Source organism: Phaeobacter sp. JH20_26 (genome assembly GCF_048056275.1).
GTDB lineage: Bacteria > Pseudomonadota > Alphaproteobacteria > Rhodobacterales > Rhodobacteraceae > Phaeobacter > Phaeobacter bryozoorum.
On record NZ_JAYMWL010000026.1, the window covers coordinates 54,965 to 70,584 of the forward strand.

The following is a 15,620-nucleotide window of genomic DNA, read 5'->3' on the forward strand; positions in this document are numbered from 1 at the left end:
CGCCTTCCGTGTTCACGACATTTGCAAGACCTGCCTCAAGGGAATGATCTTTGGTCGCCCGATCCTTAGGCGCGCTGTCTTTGGCGAGTGCGACCGCCAGCCTGTTTCATTTTGAGACGCCGGTGATCATCGAGACGATTTCATTCTTGTCCGTCTTGTCTGTCTCGCGGATCCCGATCTGCTCGCCGCGGCGCAGGACACAGATACGGTCCGACAGGCGGAAGACCTGATCGAGACTATGGGAGACGATGAAGATTGCGAGGTTGCGTGCTTTCAGCGATTCAACTGTTGCTTCGACCCGGGCGGTTTCAGCGACGCCAAGCGCGGCAGTGGGTTCGTCGAGCAGGATTAGTTTCCTTGCCCAATGCGTTGCGCGTGCGATTGCGACACCCTGGCGTTGTCCCCCTGAAAGGTCGCGAATCGTAGCGGATGCGGACGGGATGCGCACATCCAGTTCACGAACAAGCGCGTCCGTTTCGGCGATCATCCTCTTGCGATCAAGCAGCCGCAGCGGCCCCTTCACGGGTTCACGACCAAGAAAGAGGTTCATGTAGACAGTCTGTTGATCGGCCAGTGCCAGATCCTGATAGACAACCTCTACCCCCCGTTCCCGAGCAACTGAAGCGTCAGGAAAGTTTGCTGGCTTTCCATCCAGAAGCATCTCGCCTGAACTGGGTGTGTAGACACCTGAGATCATCTTGATGAGAGTTGATTTGCCGGCGCCGTTGTCGCCGACAAGGGCCACGACTTCACCTGCGAGCATGTCGAGCGAGAAATCCTGGATCGCCGTGACTCCGCCAAAGGATTTGCGGATATTTCTGAGTTGAAGAACCGGGGTCATCTTGTCGCATTCCGGATTCTGGGCCAGGGTTCTGCCTGCCCGTAGCTGTTTTCGATCGACACCACGCGCGGCTTGCCCTTCGATACGCCCTCGATGCCGACCGAGTGGGCGCGGGTGACGAAGGCCTGGCCGCGGAAGCCGAAAACGACCGTGTCACCGGGTGCGGGAGCGTTGGCGCCTGTGGCGTCGATCATCCCGTAATAGTCAATCGCAGATGGCGGCGGGATCTCGACGCATCTCAAATCAGTAGTGTCTACGCTGGGGGATGTGGTGACCAATGCCTTGATGTCATAGTCGGGAAAGACCGGATCGACATATAGACCTCCGCCGAAGCAATAGGCGCGGCCGCCATGAAGGTGGCTGACCTCGCTGAGGTAGAGAACAGCTGGCATCTCGGGCAGATCCTCGACGGCATGGAGAGGTGTCGTGCCGTGCAGCCCGTTGCCGGGTTCGACCTGGGTTGCTCCGGCTTCAGCAAGCGCCTCAAGTGTGACAAGAGATGTCGTGCCGGGTGCGTTGATTTCGATCTTGTCAAAGCCCGCGCGCTGCAGAGCATCAGCGGTCCGCTTCAGGGTGCCAAGGTTTGGTGTATGTCTAATCTTGCCTGTGGTGTGGTCATAGAGCTGCGCAGGAAACGTGGTGATGCCAGCGAAACGCGCGCCGCTCAGCTGGGACATCCAGCCTGCGGCTGCGACCGCATCCTCCGCGGGAAACCCACCTTCATGACCGCGATAGAATGTATCTCCGGCGGTCTGCACACGGGCAAGCAGTGGTTGTTCGCGTCCGGCTGCCAGTGCGGCCTCTGCCGCCTCTGCCGCCTTGGCCTGCGAAAACACGGTCCAGTAATCGGGCGTAAGTTGTCGCGCTGCCATCGCGGCTTCTGCGCGCGGTACCTGCACGAGATGGCCGAGGTGCCCGATTTTCAACCCGGCGTTATGGCAAGCGATGGCGCAAGCCATATCGACAGCAACCGCGCGATCAATGCCGCCAGCCATCACGGCGCGGCAAAACCCCGAGTTGCGGCTCACCTGCTTGGTCATCGCGAAGACCTTGAGGTCAAACTTATCGGCTTCCGCACGGATCAGGCGTGCGTTTTCTGCAACCGCGTCCAGATCAAGAACGTAAGAGTTCGCGGGGATTTCGCCCGTCCTGTGCAGCATCTGCGCGGCGAGGACGAAATCGGGATTTCGACGGCGAAGGACATCGAGGAACATGTCTGTTTTCCTTTCAGCGGTTCGGTTCGCGTAGTGAAACGGCGACGGCGGCCAGAACGATCAGGCCCTTGATGATCATCTGCCAAGAAACAGATAGCCCCATCAGGATCAGCCCGTTGGACAGCATACCCATCATTAGGCTTCCAACGAGCGCGCCAGGAACGCTGCCTCGTCCGCCGTTCAGAGCGGTGCCGCCCACGATGACGGCGGCGATGACAGTCATCAGATCGCTTTCGCCCAAGGTGTAGCGGGCTGACTGGAGGCGTCCGGCATAAAGCAGACCAGCCAAGCCGGCGCAGGCCCCGGATACCATAAGCACCGACAACCGCAGGCGAGCGACGCGGATGCCCGAGACCAGGGCCGCGCGTGGATTGTCGCCGGTTGCCAAGACATGGGCCCCATAGCGCGTTTCACGAAAAACTAGATGTCCGATCAACAGCGCTAGAAAGGTCCAGATCACAAGCGAGGGGATGCCGAACAGTTTTCCGCCGCCAAAAATGCCGATGAAAGCATCGGCGGTGACCGGGATGGATTGCAAATTGGACAATTCACGCGCGATGCCAGCTACGACACCCATCGTGGCCAATGTAACAAGGAAGGAGGGAAGCCGGGCATAGGCGACGATGGCCCCGTTGACAAAGCCCACCGCCATGCCTGTTGCCAGCCCTGCGGCGACGCCAATAGGCCAGGGCGCGACCCGCATGACCATCGCGGCGACGATCGCCGAAAGTGCGACCGCGGCACCGAACGAAAGGTCGATCTCGCCCGCTGCCAAGACAAAGACCAGTCCAATCGCGAGCACCGTTGCCGGAGCTGTCTGTAAGACGATGTTCGTCAGGTTCTGGGGGGAAAGGAAGCCACGGTCCCAAAGCATCGCGGCAAAGAAGAGGAAAATGAGCACGAAACCCGCATAGACGATCAGCCCTTGCAGAACGGCCCGGTTAGGAAATTTTGGCGACATGGTCTCCGTCCAATTGCGGGAATTCATCTGGGCCTGCGCCCGGATCGCTCCGGGCGCACCGGGGGTAGATTATTGCTGCGCGTCGAGAACCGATTGCGGCGCATCCAGATTCAGCGATTGGTTCCAACCTTCGTTGACATTTTTGGCGGTAACCGAGACGGCCGGTGCAACGACAAAGGGCGGGTTGTCGAGGTCGAGAACCCCGCGCGCCCCGGCAGCGGCCATGGCGCGCCCGAGCTCATAGGCCTCATCGGCAACGATGCCGACGACATTGCCGCCCTTGACCATATCGAGAGCAATCGGCTCAGACAGGTCGAGCGTCACGATACGGGTTGAGCTGTTGCCGTTTGCGCGCAGCGCGGCGAGCACACCTTCGGCCGGACCTGCCCATGTCACGTAGATCCCACCGATGTTGGGGTTCTGCAACAGCATGGCATTCGCGATTTCCTCTGCCCTTGCGGGATCGCTGATACCGGCCTCGGCGACAATCTCCATCCCGGGATAGTGGGTTTCGATCGTCGTCTTGAAGGCATTGTCGCGCTGGTTCGTCACGTAGTAAGCGGCGTCGTGAAAGATCCAGCCCACGTCGCCTGTGCCGCCCATCGCGCCCGCCAGAATGTCGGCTGCCTGCTTGCCCATCTGGAACAGATCGTCGGTCACGATGGCGGCATAGTCGGCAGGATGCTCGTAGCCGGACGGGAGGTTGGAAAGGAAAACCAACTCGACACCGGCGTCGCGTGCTTTCTTGAAGGCCGACGCAGATGCAACGGGGTCGAGCGGCAGGGACAAGATGATATCGGGGTTGAGCGCGAGCGCGGTTTCGATGTCCGCAAGTTGACGCGCACTGTCAAAGCCGGCTGATGTCGTGGCAACCACCTCGATACCAAGCCGGGTGAATTCATTGGTTGCGCCTGCGGTAACCGCGTTCACAAAGTCGGATTGATCGTGCCAGAGCAGCGCCGCCCTAAGGCCCCGGGATTGCAGCTGGCTCGCCTGCGCATCATCAACGATCACAGCCGAGGAGGGGGTTGCCGCCTCGCCCGAGGGTCCGACGGTCTGGGCCGATGCAGGCATTGCCATGAAGGCAAGTATCGACAACGATGCAAGAAGATTTCTGGAAGTGCAATTCATGGTCTCTCTCCCTGTTGTGGCCCCTGTGTTCAGTCGGACCGAATTCCACATGTGAGTGCGATGAAGGCTGCGAAGGCGACAATCCCGTCGTGGTAATCCTGCAGGGGAACGCGTTCGTGGTTCGTATGGCAGATGCTGATATCGCCAGGTGCGCAATAGACAGTCGGCACGCCGAGCATTGCTGTCAGAAAGGGCATTTCCGACCAGAAGGGCGCACCTTCAACTGCACCGCGATCGGGCCGTACGGCCGCGATGGAAGCAGAGAGCTGCCGGACCATCTCATGATCGGCTTCGATCCCGGCCGGGGAGCCGCCTAGCGGATGGTCGCGACCGGCGGTGAAATCTATTTTGACGCGGATGTCCTCAGCAATTGCGGCGCGGATCACGGCTTCCAGTTCCGAGGTGGCGGCATCAAGGTCGTCACCCGGCAGAAGCTTGCCAATCAGCGAAAAGCGGCATTCTCCGGGAACAGCAATCAGCCCCCCGGCTTCAAGCCCCGTTACAAGGATGTTGCTGCGCCCCAGAAGCGGATGGCTGCCAGCGGCCGAAATTCGATCCGAGTGATCCCAAATCGCCTGAAGGACCTTGTGCGCGGCCTTCAGGGCGTCGCGGCCGAGCTCCGGTCGGCCAAAATAGGCGGATTGGCCCGTCAGCACGATCTCCGCGATATAAAATCCGATCTGCACCGGCAGGATCTGCAGGCGGGTAGGTTCGACATAGACCGCCAGATCCGGACGCGGCAGTCCGCCCGCCAGCACGCTTTCTGTCCAATGGCGAACGCCTGCGCTTTTTCCGCTGCCGGGTTCGCCGCTTTCCTCATCTCCGACAAATGCGAAAGACACCGTTCCCAGAAGGCGGATACCCGCCCGGTCCAGAAGATCGAGAGCGGCGAGCGATGTGCAAATGCCAGCCTTGAGATCGGCAGCGCCGCGCCCCCACAGTTCGCCGTCGATGATTGTCGCGCCAAAGGGGTCCTGTTGTGGTTTGCCAGCCCAATGATCGCTCCAGTTGCCCGGATGAACAACGTCCGTATGTCCGATGAAAAGAAGGTCAGGACCATCGCCACCCTCGCGCCGTCCTGTGATGTTCGGCCTCCCTGGACTGAAGTCTTCGACCGAGGGCGACAGCGATAGACGCTCCATTTCGGGACGCAGCATGTCAACCATCGCAACCTCGTCCCCAGTCACGGAAGCGGCGCGAACAGCCCGGGCCAGCAGATCGTTGACCACCGCCCGGTCAAGATGTTGGCTCAGGAGCGTGATCAGGGGGCCATGCGCCGTCATTCTGCGGAACCCGCAAGTTTGCCCTGTTTCGGGGTCGGCAGGGTAATGACCGCGCCGGGCGCAGATTTGGCGAACAACTCGGTATGCAATTCGGTCAGTCCAACAGCGACGGCTCCGCTCAGTGCGGCGTGATGGCCGAGTTGGGCAGGTTCGATCCTGATCGGGAAGGGAAAGCAGCGCTTCAGCTCATCGCGGGTCGCGGTCAGGATTTCGGGACGGGACCCAATTGCTCCGCCGAGGATGACCACCTCGGGCGCCACCACGGCGCCAATTGCCGCAACTGCCCGCGCCATTTGAGTTGCGACTTTATCGAGGACTTCCCGAGCCGCGATCTCACCAGACGCGGCGGCATCAAATATCGCCGGTACGTCGACATCTTTACCAGTCGTGGCGAGATATGCCGCGCGAATGCCATGCGTGGCCGACACTCGTTCGAACGCCCCGACCCGCAGGGATTCTTCCTCGAAAGGATCAGCGCCGAACGGTAGATAGCCAAGTTCCCCGGCGGCTCCCGATGCGCCTCTTACAAGCGCTCCGTTTACGATCAGCCCTGCGCCAACCCCGGTCCCGAACGCGATCAGGCCAACGTTGTCGATGCCATGGCCTGCGCCAAGCCAGTGTTCGCCGAGTACTGCGAGGTTAACGTCGTTCTCAAGCAGCGTCTTTGTGCCCGTTGCCTCTGAAACCGCGGCCCGAAAATCGATCTGATCGATTCCGGCAATATTGGGGGCGAAGTTCACCTTTCCGGATAGGACGTCCGGCACACCGGGGCAGCCGACCACTGTCTGTCTGACAGTGTTGGCGGCCACATTTCCCTCGCCGATGGCGCGGCTGACCAGGTCTCCTATTTGATCGGCCACATGACGCCCGCCATCTGGATGAGTGGGGGCTACGACCTCGGCGACAATAGTACCAGCGAGATCGACGATCGCGACGCGCACCTTGGTGCCGCCAAGATCGACCGCCGCCATAAAGGCGCTTTCCGGTATCAGTTCATAGGTGGTCGCCGTGCGGCCGACATGACCAGAGGTCCGGCCCGTCTCGCGAATCCAGCCTTCGCTTTCAAGGATACGAACCAACTCGGAAACTGTCTGCTTCGATAATCCTGTCTGCTTGGAGATTGAGGCGCGAGAGATCGGACCGCAATGGATGATGTCCTGCATGACCGAGTACAGCGCCACCTGCCTGGAAAATGAGGTTTGCTGGGTCGATTCCATACATCACCTATTAGTTCGTTCTGCATATGAACTAATAGATGGCTGGTTTGAGTGTCAAGCGACAATTGCCGTTGTGCTGGTGCTCACGAGGTGGTCCGGGCGATGAAGCGATCGCCGGTAAGCTGCGTCCCGCGATCGGGGGGGGCATCCGGTTGGGGGTCGCGCTGTTATGGTGAGGTTGCTAGGGTGCGGCATCTGAGTTTGGTGGCCGGTGGTGACCTGCGGGAATCGCGAGGGTCTGGCCGGTTCGATTTCCCCCAATCCGAAGGGTCTCTACCATGTCTAAGCCGTTGTTCGATCTGCCGCCGGTGCCTGCCATTCCGCTGGAGGGGCGCGAGGAGGTCTGGCCGGTTGGCCGCATTTTCTGTGTCGGGCGAAATTACGCGGCCCATGCTGCGGAGATGGGGGTGGAGGTCGACCGGGAGCAGCCGTTCTATTTCACCAAGTCGGCCTGCCACGCGGTATTGAGTGGCGCGGAGCTGCCCTATCCGCAGGGGACGGAGAATTTTCACCACGAAATGGAACTGGTCGTCGCGATTGCAGCGCCGCTCACGGATGCGACGGCCGCAGCGGCGCGGGCGGCGATCTGGGGATATGGCTGCGCGCTGGACATGACGCGCCGGGATCTGCAATTGCGCGAACGCCAGAAGCAGCGCCCCTGGAGCCTGGGCAAGGATCTGGAGGGCGGCAGTGTCTTTGCGCCGCTGCGTGCGGCATCGGAATGGGGGGAGCCTCAGACGCAGCGAATCTGGTTGCGGGTGAACGGAGAGATCCGTCAGGACGCCTCTCTCGCGGAGCTGATCTGGTCGGTCGAGGAGATTCTATGCCATCTTTCTGGGTATTATCATCTGCGGCCGGGGGATCTGGTGATGACGGGCACGCCGGCGGGGGTTGGTCCTGTTGTCGCAGGGGATCATATCGAAGGCGGTATTGATGGGCTGACATCTGTGCGGTTGTCGCTGCGATAGGCGAAAATAGCGCGTCATGTGATCAGCGCGGCGAATTTAGCGATCAGATGCAACCATGCCGTGATTTATGTAACTTGAATACTTCTTGTTTGAAGGTTTCTGTAACGTATTTTGTTTCATCGACCCAGCAGGCTGAAGCATTTTCGCGAAATCATGCAGTGCAGATACATAATCATCTGTTGATGGTTACAAATGCACCTAATAGCTGAGGGTGTCAGGGGACGTTTACGGCCGGATGGCTGGATAGGCTGTGCGTTGGGTTTGTTGCATCAGGGGCATCTGATCGCGATAGTTACGAAAAGACATAAGGTCAGAGGGAGGAAACATATGACCACTCGGAGACAACTACTTGGCGCGGCAGGGGCCGTTGCACTCATGGTGATGGGCGCGACCTCGGCGATGGCGCAGGAGGTGACGCTGAAGCTGCACCAGTTCCTGCCGGCGCAGGCAAATGTGCCCAAGCTGATTCTGGATGTCTGGGCCGACAAGGTCGAGGCGTCTTCGCAGGGGCGTATCAAGATCGACCGCTATCCGTCCATGCAGCTGGGTGGCAAGCCACCAGAACTGATGGATCAGGCCATTGATGGCGTGGCAGATATCGTCTGGACCGTTGTGGGCTATACCCCCGGCCGCTACCCTTCGACCGAAGTGTTCGAACTGCCGTTCATGATGACCAATGCGCGTGCGGCATCGCACGCCTATTGGGAAATGTTCGAGGAGCATATGAAGGATGGTGAATTCAAGGACGTGAAGATCCTTGGCACCTGGGTTCACGGCCCCGGCATCATCCATACCACGGATCCGGTGGAACAACCGGATGATCTGCGTGGGATGAAGATCCGCGGCGGTGGCCGTTCGGTGAACGCGCTGCTGACGGAACTGGGCGCAACCCCGGTGGGTATGCCGGTTCCGGCTATCCCGGAAGCCCTGTCCAAGGGCGTGATCGACGGCACCACCATTCCGTGGGAAGTCACCACCGCTCTGAAGGTGCCGGAGCTGGTCGAGAACCACACGGAATTCACCGGCCGCGCGCTCTATACGCTGACCTTTGTTTTGGCGATGAACAAAGAGAAATATGAGAGCCTGCCCGATGATCTGAAAAAGGCCGTGGATGAGAACTCCGGTCTGGAGTTCTCGGTCTTTGCCGGTGGCACCATGGCTGATGCCGATGATCCGGCGCGGGAGTTCGCACTGGATGAGGGCAACAATGTCATCACACTGGATGAAGAGCAGACCGCGATCTGGCGCGAAGCCGCGAAGCCGATCTACCAGCAGTGGCTCGACGACATGAAGGCAAAAGGCATTGATGGCGACGCGCTGCTGGAGCAGGCGACCTATCTGATCGACAAATACACCGCTCAGCATAACTAACTGAGCGCAAGACTGGTGGACCTGCGCCTGCATCTGTCGCAGGTCCACCCCACCTGAAAGGGTAGGCTTTCCATGCACAAGCTGATGATGGGACTGGCCAGAACAATGGCCATGGCGGGCGGTATTGTCTTATCGCTTCTGATCCTGCTGACCTGTCTGTCGATTGCCGGGCGGTTGCTGAACGGGGGGCTGCATGGCGCCCTGATGCAGAGCATCGCGCCGGATCTGGCCGAGTGGCTGATCGCCATCGGTGTCGGGCCGATCAATGGTGATTTCGAAATTGTCGAGGCAGGCGTCGCCTTTGCGATCTTTGCCTTTTTGCCACTGTGCCAGATCACGGCGGGCCATGCGTCGGTGGATATTGTCACCAACAGTTTCCCGCGGGGGGCCAAACGGTTCCTGAGGATGGCGACTGAGATCGTCTTTGCGGCTGTGCTGGTGCTGATTGCGGTGCGGCTTGGCGCGGGGATGCTGAGCAAGTTCGAGAACGGCGAGACCTCCTTTCTGCTCGAGTTTCCGGTCTGGTGGGCCTATGCCGCCAGTCTGGTCGCGGCCAGCGTGGCCGCCTTGGTGGGCCTCTATATGGCCGCCGTCCGTACGATTGAATTCATGACTGGCCGCATCCTTGTCTGGGACGGCGTGGAGGGCGAACAGTGACTGCGCTTGAAATCGGGATTGCCTCATTTCCCGTCCTGATGATGCTGATTTTCCTGCGGGTTCCGATTGGCCTTTCGATGTTTCTGGTTGGGCTGGTCGGGCTGATCATCGTGACAGATGGCACTCAGGTGGCCTTTGGCCGGATGAAGAGCGAGACCTATTCCACCTTCTCCTCATATTCGCTGACCATCGTGCCGATGTTCCTCTTGATGGGCCATTTTGCGACGCTGGGTGGCATGTCCACGGCTTTGTTCAAGGCGGCTGAAGGCTTCCTGGGGCATAGGAAGGGCGGTGTTGCCATGGCAGCGATCGGGGCCTGTGCGGGCTTTGGCGCGATCTGTGGCTCCTCGCTGGCCACGGCGGCAACCATGGGACGTGTCGCGCTGCCTGAGCTGCGCAACTATGGCTATGCTGGGGGCTTCTCCACGGCGACGCTGGCGGCAGGCGGTACGCTTGGCATTCTGATCCCGCCCTCTGTGGTGCTGGTGATCTATGCCATCCTGACAGAGCAGAACATCGCAAAGCTGTTTCTTGCCGCCTTTATCCCCGGTATTCTGGCCGCCATTGGTTATGTGATTGCGATTTCTGTCTATGTCCGGGTTTTCCCCGGCAGCGCGGGGACGCGCCCCCCGGTTCCCTGGGGCGAGCGGTTTGCGGCGCTGTTCCACGTCTGGCCGGTTCTTCTGGTTTTTGGACTGGTCGTGGGCGGGATCTATCTGGGCTGGTTCACCCCGACCGAAGGCGCTGCGGTTGGTGCCTTGGGGACCGGGCTGATTGCCTGGCTGAACGGTGGGCTCAACCGTGAGACCCTGACCGATAGTTTCATGGTGACGGCGCGCTCGACCGCGATGATCTTTTTCATCGTGCTGGGTGCGGGGTTCTACAACGGGTTTCTCGCCCTGACCAAAGTCCCACAGGAGCTGGCTGATTTCGTGGTCTCCCAGGGTCTCAGCCCCTGGGTGGTGCTGATGCTGATCCTCGCCTTCTATCTGGTCTTTGGTTGCCTGATGGACAGCCTGTCGATGATCCTTCTGACTATCCCGATCTTTTACCCGGTTATTTCCGCGATGGATTTTGGTCTGGTGAATCTGCCCGTGATGCAGGCCGATGCGGCGATGGAGGTGCTCAAGGCTGGCGTGCCACAGGGGATGGGGGCTGAAATGCTCGCCTCGATCCAGGAGGCGATTGCCACTGGCACCGAACTGACCCGCGACCAGATGAAGGAGCTGGGCATTCGTGTGACCAAGGGCATGGCGAACCGGCTGGAGACAGAATATGTCGCCATCTGGTTTGGCATTCTGGTTCTGATCGTGGTCGAGGTTGGCCTGATCACCCCGCCGGTGGGCATGAACCTGTTCGTCATCAACGCGATGGATCGCACCACCCGGATGGTCGACACCTATAAGGCGGTGATGTTCTTTGTCGCCTCTGACCTGATCCGGGTTGTGATATTGGTGGCCTTTCCAATCATCACGCTGTTGCCGTTGATGTTGATGCGCTGAAAGTTGATGATCCTGCAAGGTGGCCATCCGTCCCGGCGGGTGGCCGTTCCCATTGTGAACACCGTGACACCCAAGAGCCGAGGCCCAGAATGACGGACAGCCAGACCCCTGACTTTGTGCATGAAATCCGCGTCGGCTGGGGTGATTGTGACCCGGCGCGTATCGCCTATACCGGTCATCTGCCGGGGTTTGCGTTGCAGGCGATTGATGCCTGGTGGGAGCAGCAGCTGGATGGTGACGGCTGGTATCAGATGGAACTGGATCGCGGTACTGGCACGCCCTTTGTGCATATGAGCATTGATTTCCGCTCTCCCGTCACGCCGCGCCACAGGTTGGCCTGTGCTGTCTGGCCCGTCGCGCTGGGGCAGAAATCCGTGACCTTCCGGGTGGAAGCGCGGCAGGACGGTGTTTTGTGTTTTGAGGGCAAATTCGTCTGCGTCTTTATCGAGCCGAGCGATTTCAGCGCCAGGCCTGCGCCCGCAGATTACCGTGCGGTGATTGAGCCGTTGCTGCGCCCCGACCTCGCCTAGAACGCGTTTTGCCCCGTGTTAGAGTCGAACTCATAGGGGATCGCGTTGCCAGCCATCTGCAAATGTCACCCGCTCCATCTCTGTGAACCGGCGAATTCGTTCCAGTTCGGCCTCCAACCGGTTCTGCCGTGCCGGAGACCATTTGATGCCCAGTTCGGGCCAGAGCGCGGTGATATGTAGACAGCCCGCCAGATCACCCGCCTGCCGGTGTGCCTTCATGTCGATGCGGCCGACCAGACGGTCCCCCTCCATCAGCGGAAAGACGTAGTAGCCGTAGCGTCGTTTCTCGGCGGGGGTGAACACCTCGATCCGGTAGTGAAACCCAAATAGGCCCTCCGCGCGTTTGCGGTCGCGCAGAGCAGGATCAAACGGGCTGAGGAGGCGCATTCGGCCCGGTGGTGGCGGCAGGGCGGGGGCCTGCCCGACGGCGCCGGGGCGGGCAAAGACACGGCGGCTGCGCCCGTCCGAAAGCGTGATATCCAGAGGTTCGATCTGCCCGTCCGCCAGCGCCTGTTTGCACCATGCGGCGCATTCCGCCGGTGAGGCCGTCGCCCAGAAGGCAGCCAGTTCACCCGAGGTGGCAAAGCCGAGCCGGTCCAGCGCCGCATTGCACAGCCAGTCCAGCGTTTTCTCCGGGTCGGGCGACCCTTGGGCGGGGAGGTGACGGGTGTCGATAACCCGTTCGCTCAGGTCGTAGCGTTTCTGAAAGCCACTGCGTCCGACCACGGCCAGCGCGCCGGAGCGCCAGAGGTATTCCAGCGCGGTTTTTGATGGATGCCAGTCCCACCAGCCGCCGGATCCCTTGGCTTCATCCTTGCCCACGTCGGAGGAACTGACCGCGCCGTGGTCGCGAATGTGGTCCAGAACATGCTGGAACTTCGCCTCATAGCCGTCACGGCGCCAGTTGCGGTATCTCTTGCGCAGAACCTCTGCGTCGCGCCGAAACCGCAAGTGCCAATGCGGGTAGAACTCCATAGGCAGAACGGCAGCGTCATGGGTCCAATGCTCGAACAGGCGTCGTTCCTGTTCATAGAGCCGTTTCAGCGCCGAAGGGCGATAGCTGGGCCTGCGGGAGAACAGGATCATGTCATGGGCGCGGGCCACCGTGTTGATGCTGTCCAGCTGAACAAAGCCAAGCCGGGTGATCAGTTCCAGCAGCGCATCACCCTTGGCAGGCCCGCTGGGTTGCTCCAGCAGGGCGTGCCGATCCATGAACAGGCGCCGCGCGGCCCGATTGTCCAGCCGCGCAACCGCCATCAGCGCCGCTTGAGCGTATCGCCGAAGGTGATGGTAGGGGTCAGGGTCACGTGTTTTTCGATCTCCTGATCCAGGTTATCCAGCTGCGCGGCGATGATCTCTGCCGCCTTGCGTCCGATTTCCAGACGGCAGGCGTCCATCGTGGCCAGCTGCCGTGGCAGCCCCTGCAACAGCTCTACTCCGTTGAACCCGGCAAGACCGATCTGACCGGGTATGTCGATCTTCTGATCCATCAGGTAGAGCATGCCACCCGCGCCAATCATGTCGTTGGAATAATAAAGGAAATCCAACTCAGGCGAGCGTTCCAGCATCTCCTGCGTCATCTCGCGGCCCTTTGCGAGGGCGGAACCGCCGGAGTAGAAGGCGCGGTCTTCGATCTCGACCCCTTCTTTTGCAAGCGCCTCGGTGAAGCCTTCAAACCGTTTGCGGGCGCGATGGTCCAGCGGCATCTTGGTGCCCATGAAACCGATGTGGCGATAGCCGGCTTTCAGTATGGCCTTGGCCATCTCACGTCCAGCGCGGCGATGGGAAATCCCCACCATCGCATCCACCGGCTTGCCATCGGTATCCATGATTTCCACCACCGGAATACCAGAGGCATTGAGCATGGCGCGCGCCGCCTCCGTGTGCTCCAACCCGGCAATGATGACGCCAGAAGGCCGCCAGGACAGCATCTCATAGAGGACTTTCTCCTCTTTCTCCGGCTGGTAATCGGTCACGCCGACCACAGGCTGTAGATCCGTGTTTTCCAGCACTGAGTTGATGCCGGTCAGCACCTCCGGGAAGACCATATTGGACAGCGACGGGATGATCACGGCCACCAGGTTGACCCGGTTCGAGGCAAGCGCACCGGCGATCTTGTTCGGGACGTAGCCAAGTTCCTTTGCGGCGCTCAGAACTTTTTGTCGGGTTTTTTCCGACACATCGCCCCGGTTTCGCAACACGCGACTGACGGTCATTTCTGAAACCCCGGTGGCTTCGGATACGTCACGAAGGGTGAGCGGGCGCTTGTTGTCCGTTGTCACGTCGATGGCCTCACATTGTTGTTGTTGTTACGTTAGCGCAGACAGAGCGCGCTGCACAATGGGGCGCAGCCGTTGCAAAATCCAATTCCACAGGATTGTCTTGCCATGGTGGGTTTGCTATCGCGTAAACAGGCTGGCCCTGATTAGGCCCCGTGGCTCAACTGGATAGAGCAGCCCCCTCCTAAGGGGCAGGTTGCAGGTTCGAATCCTGCCGGGGTCACCAAATAGCACGGCTGCCTGTCTCAATCATGACATTCGGTACGTGCGGGGGCGCCGTGCCTTGTTCTGACGCGATGTCGATCCCGTTGACAGGGCGCTGTCGGATTGACCTCTGCGCGATGCGAGTTAGCTCAGGCAGATGAAGTACTGGTTGATAATCGGCCTGGTTTTTCTGGGGGCCTGCGGGCGCGGGGTTCCTGAGAATGCGCGCATTGTTGTGGCGGGCGACTCCGTCATGGCCTGGAACCGAAATGACAGTGGATCCGTTGCGGATCGGCTGGAAAGTCGGCTTGGCGAACCGGTTGGCGATGTCTCGCTGTCGCTTGCGCGGGTGACCGGCGGGCGCGGGGCGTTGAACATACCCACGCAGCTGAAACCAGTGTCAGCGGAGTGGGTCGTGCTGAATGGCGGTGCCAATGACCTTCGCAGCCGCGATTGTGGCTGCAAGGTTTGCGATGTCGAACTTGACCGGCTGATTTCCGCGAGCGGAACGCAGGGTGCCATCCCGGAACTGGTCTCGGATCTGCGCCGTCGCGGATCGCGGATCATCTGGCTCGATTATTACACCTCTCCGCGATACGCGGGTACGGTCTGTGTTGCGCCCTACCAAATTCTGGAGGAACGGCTGGCGCGTATGGCGGCAGCGGATGCGGGCGTGACGCTCCTCGATATGGATGCGGTGTTTCGCCCCGACGACCTGTCGCTTTTTGCGCCTGACCGGATTCACCCGTCGCTGCGGGGGTCGGATCTGATCGCAGGACAGGTTGCGCCGCTGCTGAGGCGGTGACAGGCGAAGATCCTGTGGACCCCAGGTGTTGCCACCCCGACGCCCCGGCCGGGAGCGGCCGGGATTTGATATCGGGGCGGCGGGGGACAGCTATCGACGGGTGATCAATCCTCGGTGCTGAGACCGGAGAGGAAGAAGTCCTGACCGAGCTTGGGATTGCTGGCCAGACCTTCGACCATGTCTTCGTAGTATTTTCGTTTGATGGCGCGGCTTTCCTGCTTTTCCAGGCCATGACCTGTGAAGGAGGCGATGCGTGCGGTTTGATTGTCTTTCTTGACCCGCAGCGCCCGTGCCACTTTGTCCGGGTAGCGCTTCACCAGGGCGCTGCGCAGCGCCCAGGAGTATTTCGGCGAGAACGGAGAAATCCAGTCGATGAACCAGAGCCGGTCACCGCTGTTCCAGCGATCCGGGTCGAGGTGGTTTGGATCGAGGATATACGCCGCCTCCGTCTCTTCGTCGAGCAGCGCCCAGCTGCAATACGCAACCGGGAAACCGTCTCTTTCGACTATGTAATACTGCTGGCTGGCGATCGCAGGCAGGATAAACCCTGCCTGCTGGCTGACCCTCCAGTCCCGGTGCAGGACGGAATTGGACCACAGCCAGGCGATCTTGCCATAAGTCTGGAAGTTCTGTTGAGAATCCATGGTCGTTCTTTCC

15 protein-coding genes and 1 tRNA gene are annotated in these 15,620 nt (G+C 60.4%); 7 read left to right on the top strand and 9 right to left on the bottom strand.

Annotation, left to right across the window (positions count from 1 at the left end):
* Nucleotides 1–106: 106 nt before the first annotated feature.
* From VWY60_RS19145 to VWY60_RS19170, 6 genes are read right to left on the bottom strand one after another with little or no spacing between them, the layout of a single operon-like run.
* Nucleotides 107–841 (bottom strand): ATP-binding cassette domain-containing protein, encoded by a 735-nt coding sequence (locus VWY60_RS19145; RefSeq protein ID WP_340546992.1) that lies wholly within the window; start codon nt 839–841, stop codon nt 107–109.
* The gene (locus tag VWY60_RS19150; protein ID WP_416541462.1) at nt 838–2,055 is read right to left on the bottom strand and encodes an alanine racemase; all 1,218 of its coding nucleotides are present in this window, start codon (nt 2,053–2,055) and stop codon (nt 838–840) included. The genes VWY60_RS19145 and VWY60_RS19150 overlap by 4 nt, the downstream gene beginning before the upstream one ends.
* 13 nt (nt 2,056–2,068) lie before the next feature.
* Complete coding sequence (locus VWY60_RS19155) at nt 2,069–3,043, bottom strand: ABC transporter permease (RefSeq protein ID WP_416541463.1); 975 nt, start codon at nt 3,041–3,043, stop codon at nt 2,069–2,071.
* Between the two features lie 42 nt (nt 3,044–3,085).
* Nucleotides 3,086–4,147, bottom strand: a complete 1,062-nt coding sequence (locus VWY60_RS19160; protein WP_416541464.1) for a substrate-binding domain-containing protein — start codon at nt 4,145–4,147, stop codon at nt 3,086–3,088.
* 29 nt (nt 4,148–4,176) lie between these two features.
* The gene (locus VWY60_RS19165; RefSeq protein ID WP_416541465.1) at nt 4,177–5,430 is read right to left on the bottom strand and encodes a M20 family metallopeptidase; all 1,254 of its coding nucleotides are present in this window, start codon (nt 5,428–5,430) and stop codon (nt 4,177–4,179) included.
* Nucleotides 5,427–6,647: an ROK family transcriptional regulator gene (locus VWY60_RS19170; RefSeq protein WP_416541466.1), complete on the bottom strand. Its 1,221-nt coding sequence runs from the start codon at nt 6,645–6,647 to the stop codon at nt 5,427–5,429. Before VWY60_RS19170 ends, VWY60_RS19165 begins: the two co-directional genes overlap by 4 nt.
* Nucleotides 6,648–6,925: 278 nt before the next feature.
* Between VWY60_RS19170 and VWY60_RS19175 the strand changes: the two genes are divergently transcribed.
* From VWY60_RS19175 to VWY60_RS19195, 5 genes are all read left to right on the top strand, one after another.
* Nucleotides 6,926–7,615 carry a fumarylacetoacetate hydrolase family protein gene (locus VWY60_RS19175; RefSeq protein ID WP_416541467.1) on the top strand — a complete coding sequence of 230 codons (690 nt, stop codon included), beginning with the start codon at nt 6,926–6,928 and terminating at the stop codon, nt 7,613–7,615.
* A 327-nt stretch (nt 7,616–7,942) separates the two neighbouring features.
* Nucleotides 7,943–8,986 (top strand): TRAP transporter substrate-binding protein, encoded by a 1,044-nt coding sequence (locus VWY60_RS19180; protein WP_340546985.1) that lies wholly within the window; start codon nt 7,943–7,945, stop codon nt 8,984–8,986.
* 72 nt (nt 8,987–9,058) lie between these two features.
* Entirely contained in the window at nt 9,059–9,643 is a 585-nt protein-coding gene (locus tag VWY60_RS19185; protein ID WP_340546984.1) for a TRAP transporter small permease, read from the top strand.
* Nucleotides 9,640–11,145: a TRAP transporter large permease gene (locus tag VWY60_RS19190; RefSeq protein ID WP_416541468.1), complete on the top strand. Its 1,506-nt coding sequence runs from the start codon at nt 9,640–9,642 to the stop codon at nt 11,143–11,145. The genes VWY60_RS19185 and VWY60_RS19190 overlap by 4 nt, the downstream gene beginning before the upstream one ends.
* An 89-nt stretch (nt 11,146–11,234) precedes the next feature.
* A complete protein-coding gene (locus tag VWY60_RS19195; RefSeq protein ID WP_340546982.1) occupies nt 11,235–11,675 on the top strand; it encodes an acyl-CoA thioesterase in 441 nt (146 codons plus the stop codon).
* Nucleotides 11,676–11,705: 30 nt separating this feature from the next.
* On the opposite strand, the gene VWY60_RS19200 is transcribed toward VWY60_RS19195, so the two are convergent.
* Nucleotides 11,706–12,932 carry a winged helix-turn-helix domain-containing protein gene (locus tag VWY60_RS19200; RefSeq protein ID WP_416541469.1) on the bottom strand — a complete coding sequence of 409 codons (1,227 nt, stop codon included), beginning with the start codon at nt 12,930–12,932 and terminating at the stop codon, nt 11,706–11,708.
* A complete protein-coding gene (locus tag VWY60_RS19205) occupies nt 12,932–13,957 on the bottom strand; it encodes a LacI family DNA-binding transcriptional regulator (RefSeq protein WP_416541470.1) in 1,026 nt (341 codons plus the stop codon). The genes VWY60_RS19200 and VWY60_RS19205 overlap by 1 nt, the downstream gene beginning before the upstream one ends.
* Nucleotides 13,958–14,103: 146 nt before the next feature.
* Here VWY60_RS19205 and VWY60_RS19210 point away from each other — a divergent pair.
* Both VWY60_RS19210 and VWY60_RS19215 read left to right on the top strand, forming a co-directional pair.
* Nucleotides 14,104–14,180 (top strand) — tRNA-Arg (locus VWY60_RS19210).
* 231 nt (nt 14,181–14,411) lie between these two features.
* A complete protein-coding gene (locus tag VWY60_RS19215) occupies nt 14,412–14,963 on the top strand; it encodes an SGNH/GDSL hydrolase family protein (RefSeq protein ID WP_340546979.1) in 552 nt (183 codons plus the stop codon).
* Between the two features lie 104 nt (nt 14,964–15,067).
* On the opposite strand, the gene VWY60_RS19220 is transcribed toward VWY60_RS19215, so the two are convergent.
* Complete coding sequence (locus VWY60_RS19220) at nt 15,068–15,607, bottom strand: toxin-activating lysine-acyltransferase (RefSeq protein WP_416541471.1); 540 nt, start codon at nt 15,605–15,607, stop codon at nt 15,068–15,070.
* Nucleotides 15,608–15,620 lie beyond the last annotated feature (13 nt).

What these genes read in the sequence shown, in the direction of transcription:
- VWY60_RS19145 (WP_340546992.1), bottom strand. Translation starts at nt 841, where the DNA reads ATGACCCCGGTTCTTCAACTCAGAAATATCCGCAAATCCTTTGGCGGA.
- VWY60_RS19150 (WP_416541462.1), bottom strand. Translation starts at nt 2,055, where the DNA reads ATGTTCCTCGATGTCCTTCGCCGTCGAAATCCCGATTTCGTCCTCGCC.
- VWY60_RS19155 (WP_416541463.1), bottom strand. Translation starts at nt 3,043, where the DNA reads ATGAATTCCCGCAATTGGACGGAGACCATGTCGCCAAAATTTCCTAAC.
- VWY60_RS19160 (WP_416541464.1), bottom strand. Translation starts at nt 4,147, where the DNA reads ATGAATTGCACTTCCAGAAATCTTCTTGCATCGTTGTCGATACTTGCC.
- VWY60_RS19165 (WP_416541465.1), bottom strand. Translation starts at nt 5,430, where the DNA reads ATGACGGCGCATGGCCCCCTGATCACGCTCCTGAGCCAACATCTTGAC.
- VWY60_RS19170 (WP_416541466.1), bottom strand. Translation starts at nt 6,647, where the DNA reads ATGGAATCGACCCAGCAAACCTCATTTTCCAGGCAGGTGGCGCTGTAC.
- VWY60_RS19175 (WP_416541467.1), top strand. Translation starts at nt 6,926, where the DNA reads ATGTCTAAGCCGTTGTTCGATCTGCCGCCGGTGCCTGCCATTCCGCTG.
- VWY60_RS19180 (WP_340546985.1), top strand. Translation starts at nt 7,943, where the DNA reads ATGACCACTCGGAGACAACTACTTGGCGCGGCAGGGGCCGTTGCACTC.
- VWY60_RS19185 (WP_340546984.1), top strand. Translation starts at nt 9,059, where the DNA reads ATGCACAAGCTGATGATGGGACTGGCCAGAACAATGGCCATGGCGGGC.
- VWY60_RS19195 (WP_340546982.1), top strand. Translation starts at nt 11,235, where the DNA reads ATGACGGACAGCCAGACCCCTGACTTTGTGCATGAAATCCGCGTCGGC.
- VWY60_RS19200 (WP_416541469.1), bottom strand. Translation starts at nt 12,932, where the DNA reads ATGGCGGTTGCGCGGCTGGACAATCGGGCCGCGCGGCGCCTGTTCATG.
- VWY60_RS19215 (WP_340546979.1), top strand. Translation starts at nt 14,412, where the DNA reads ATGGCCTGGAACCGAAATGACAGTGGATCCGTTGCGGATCGGCTGGAA.
- VWY60_RS19220 (WP_416541471.1), bottom strand. Translation starts at nt 15,607, where the DNA reads ATGGATTCTCAACAGAACTTCCAGACTTATGGCAAGATCGCCTGGCTG.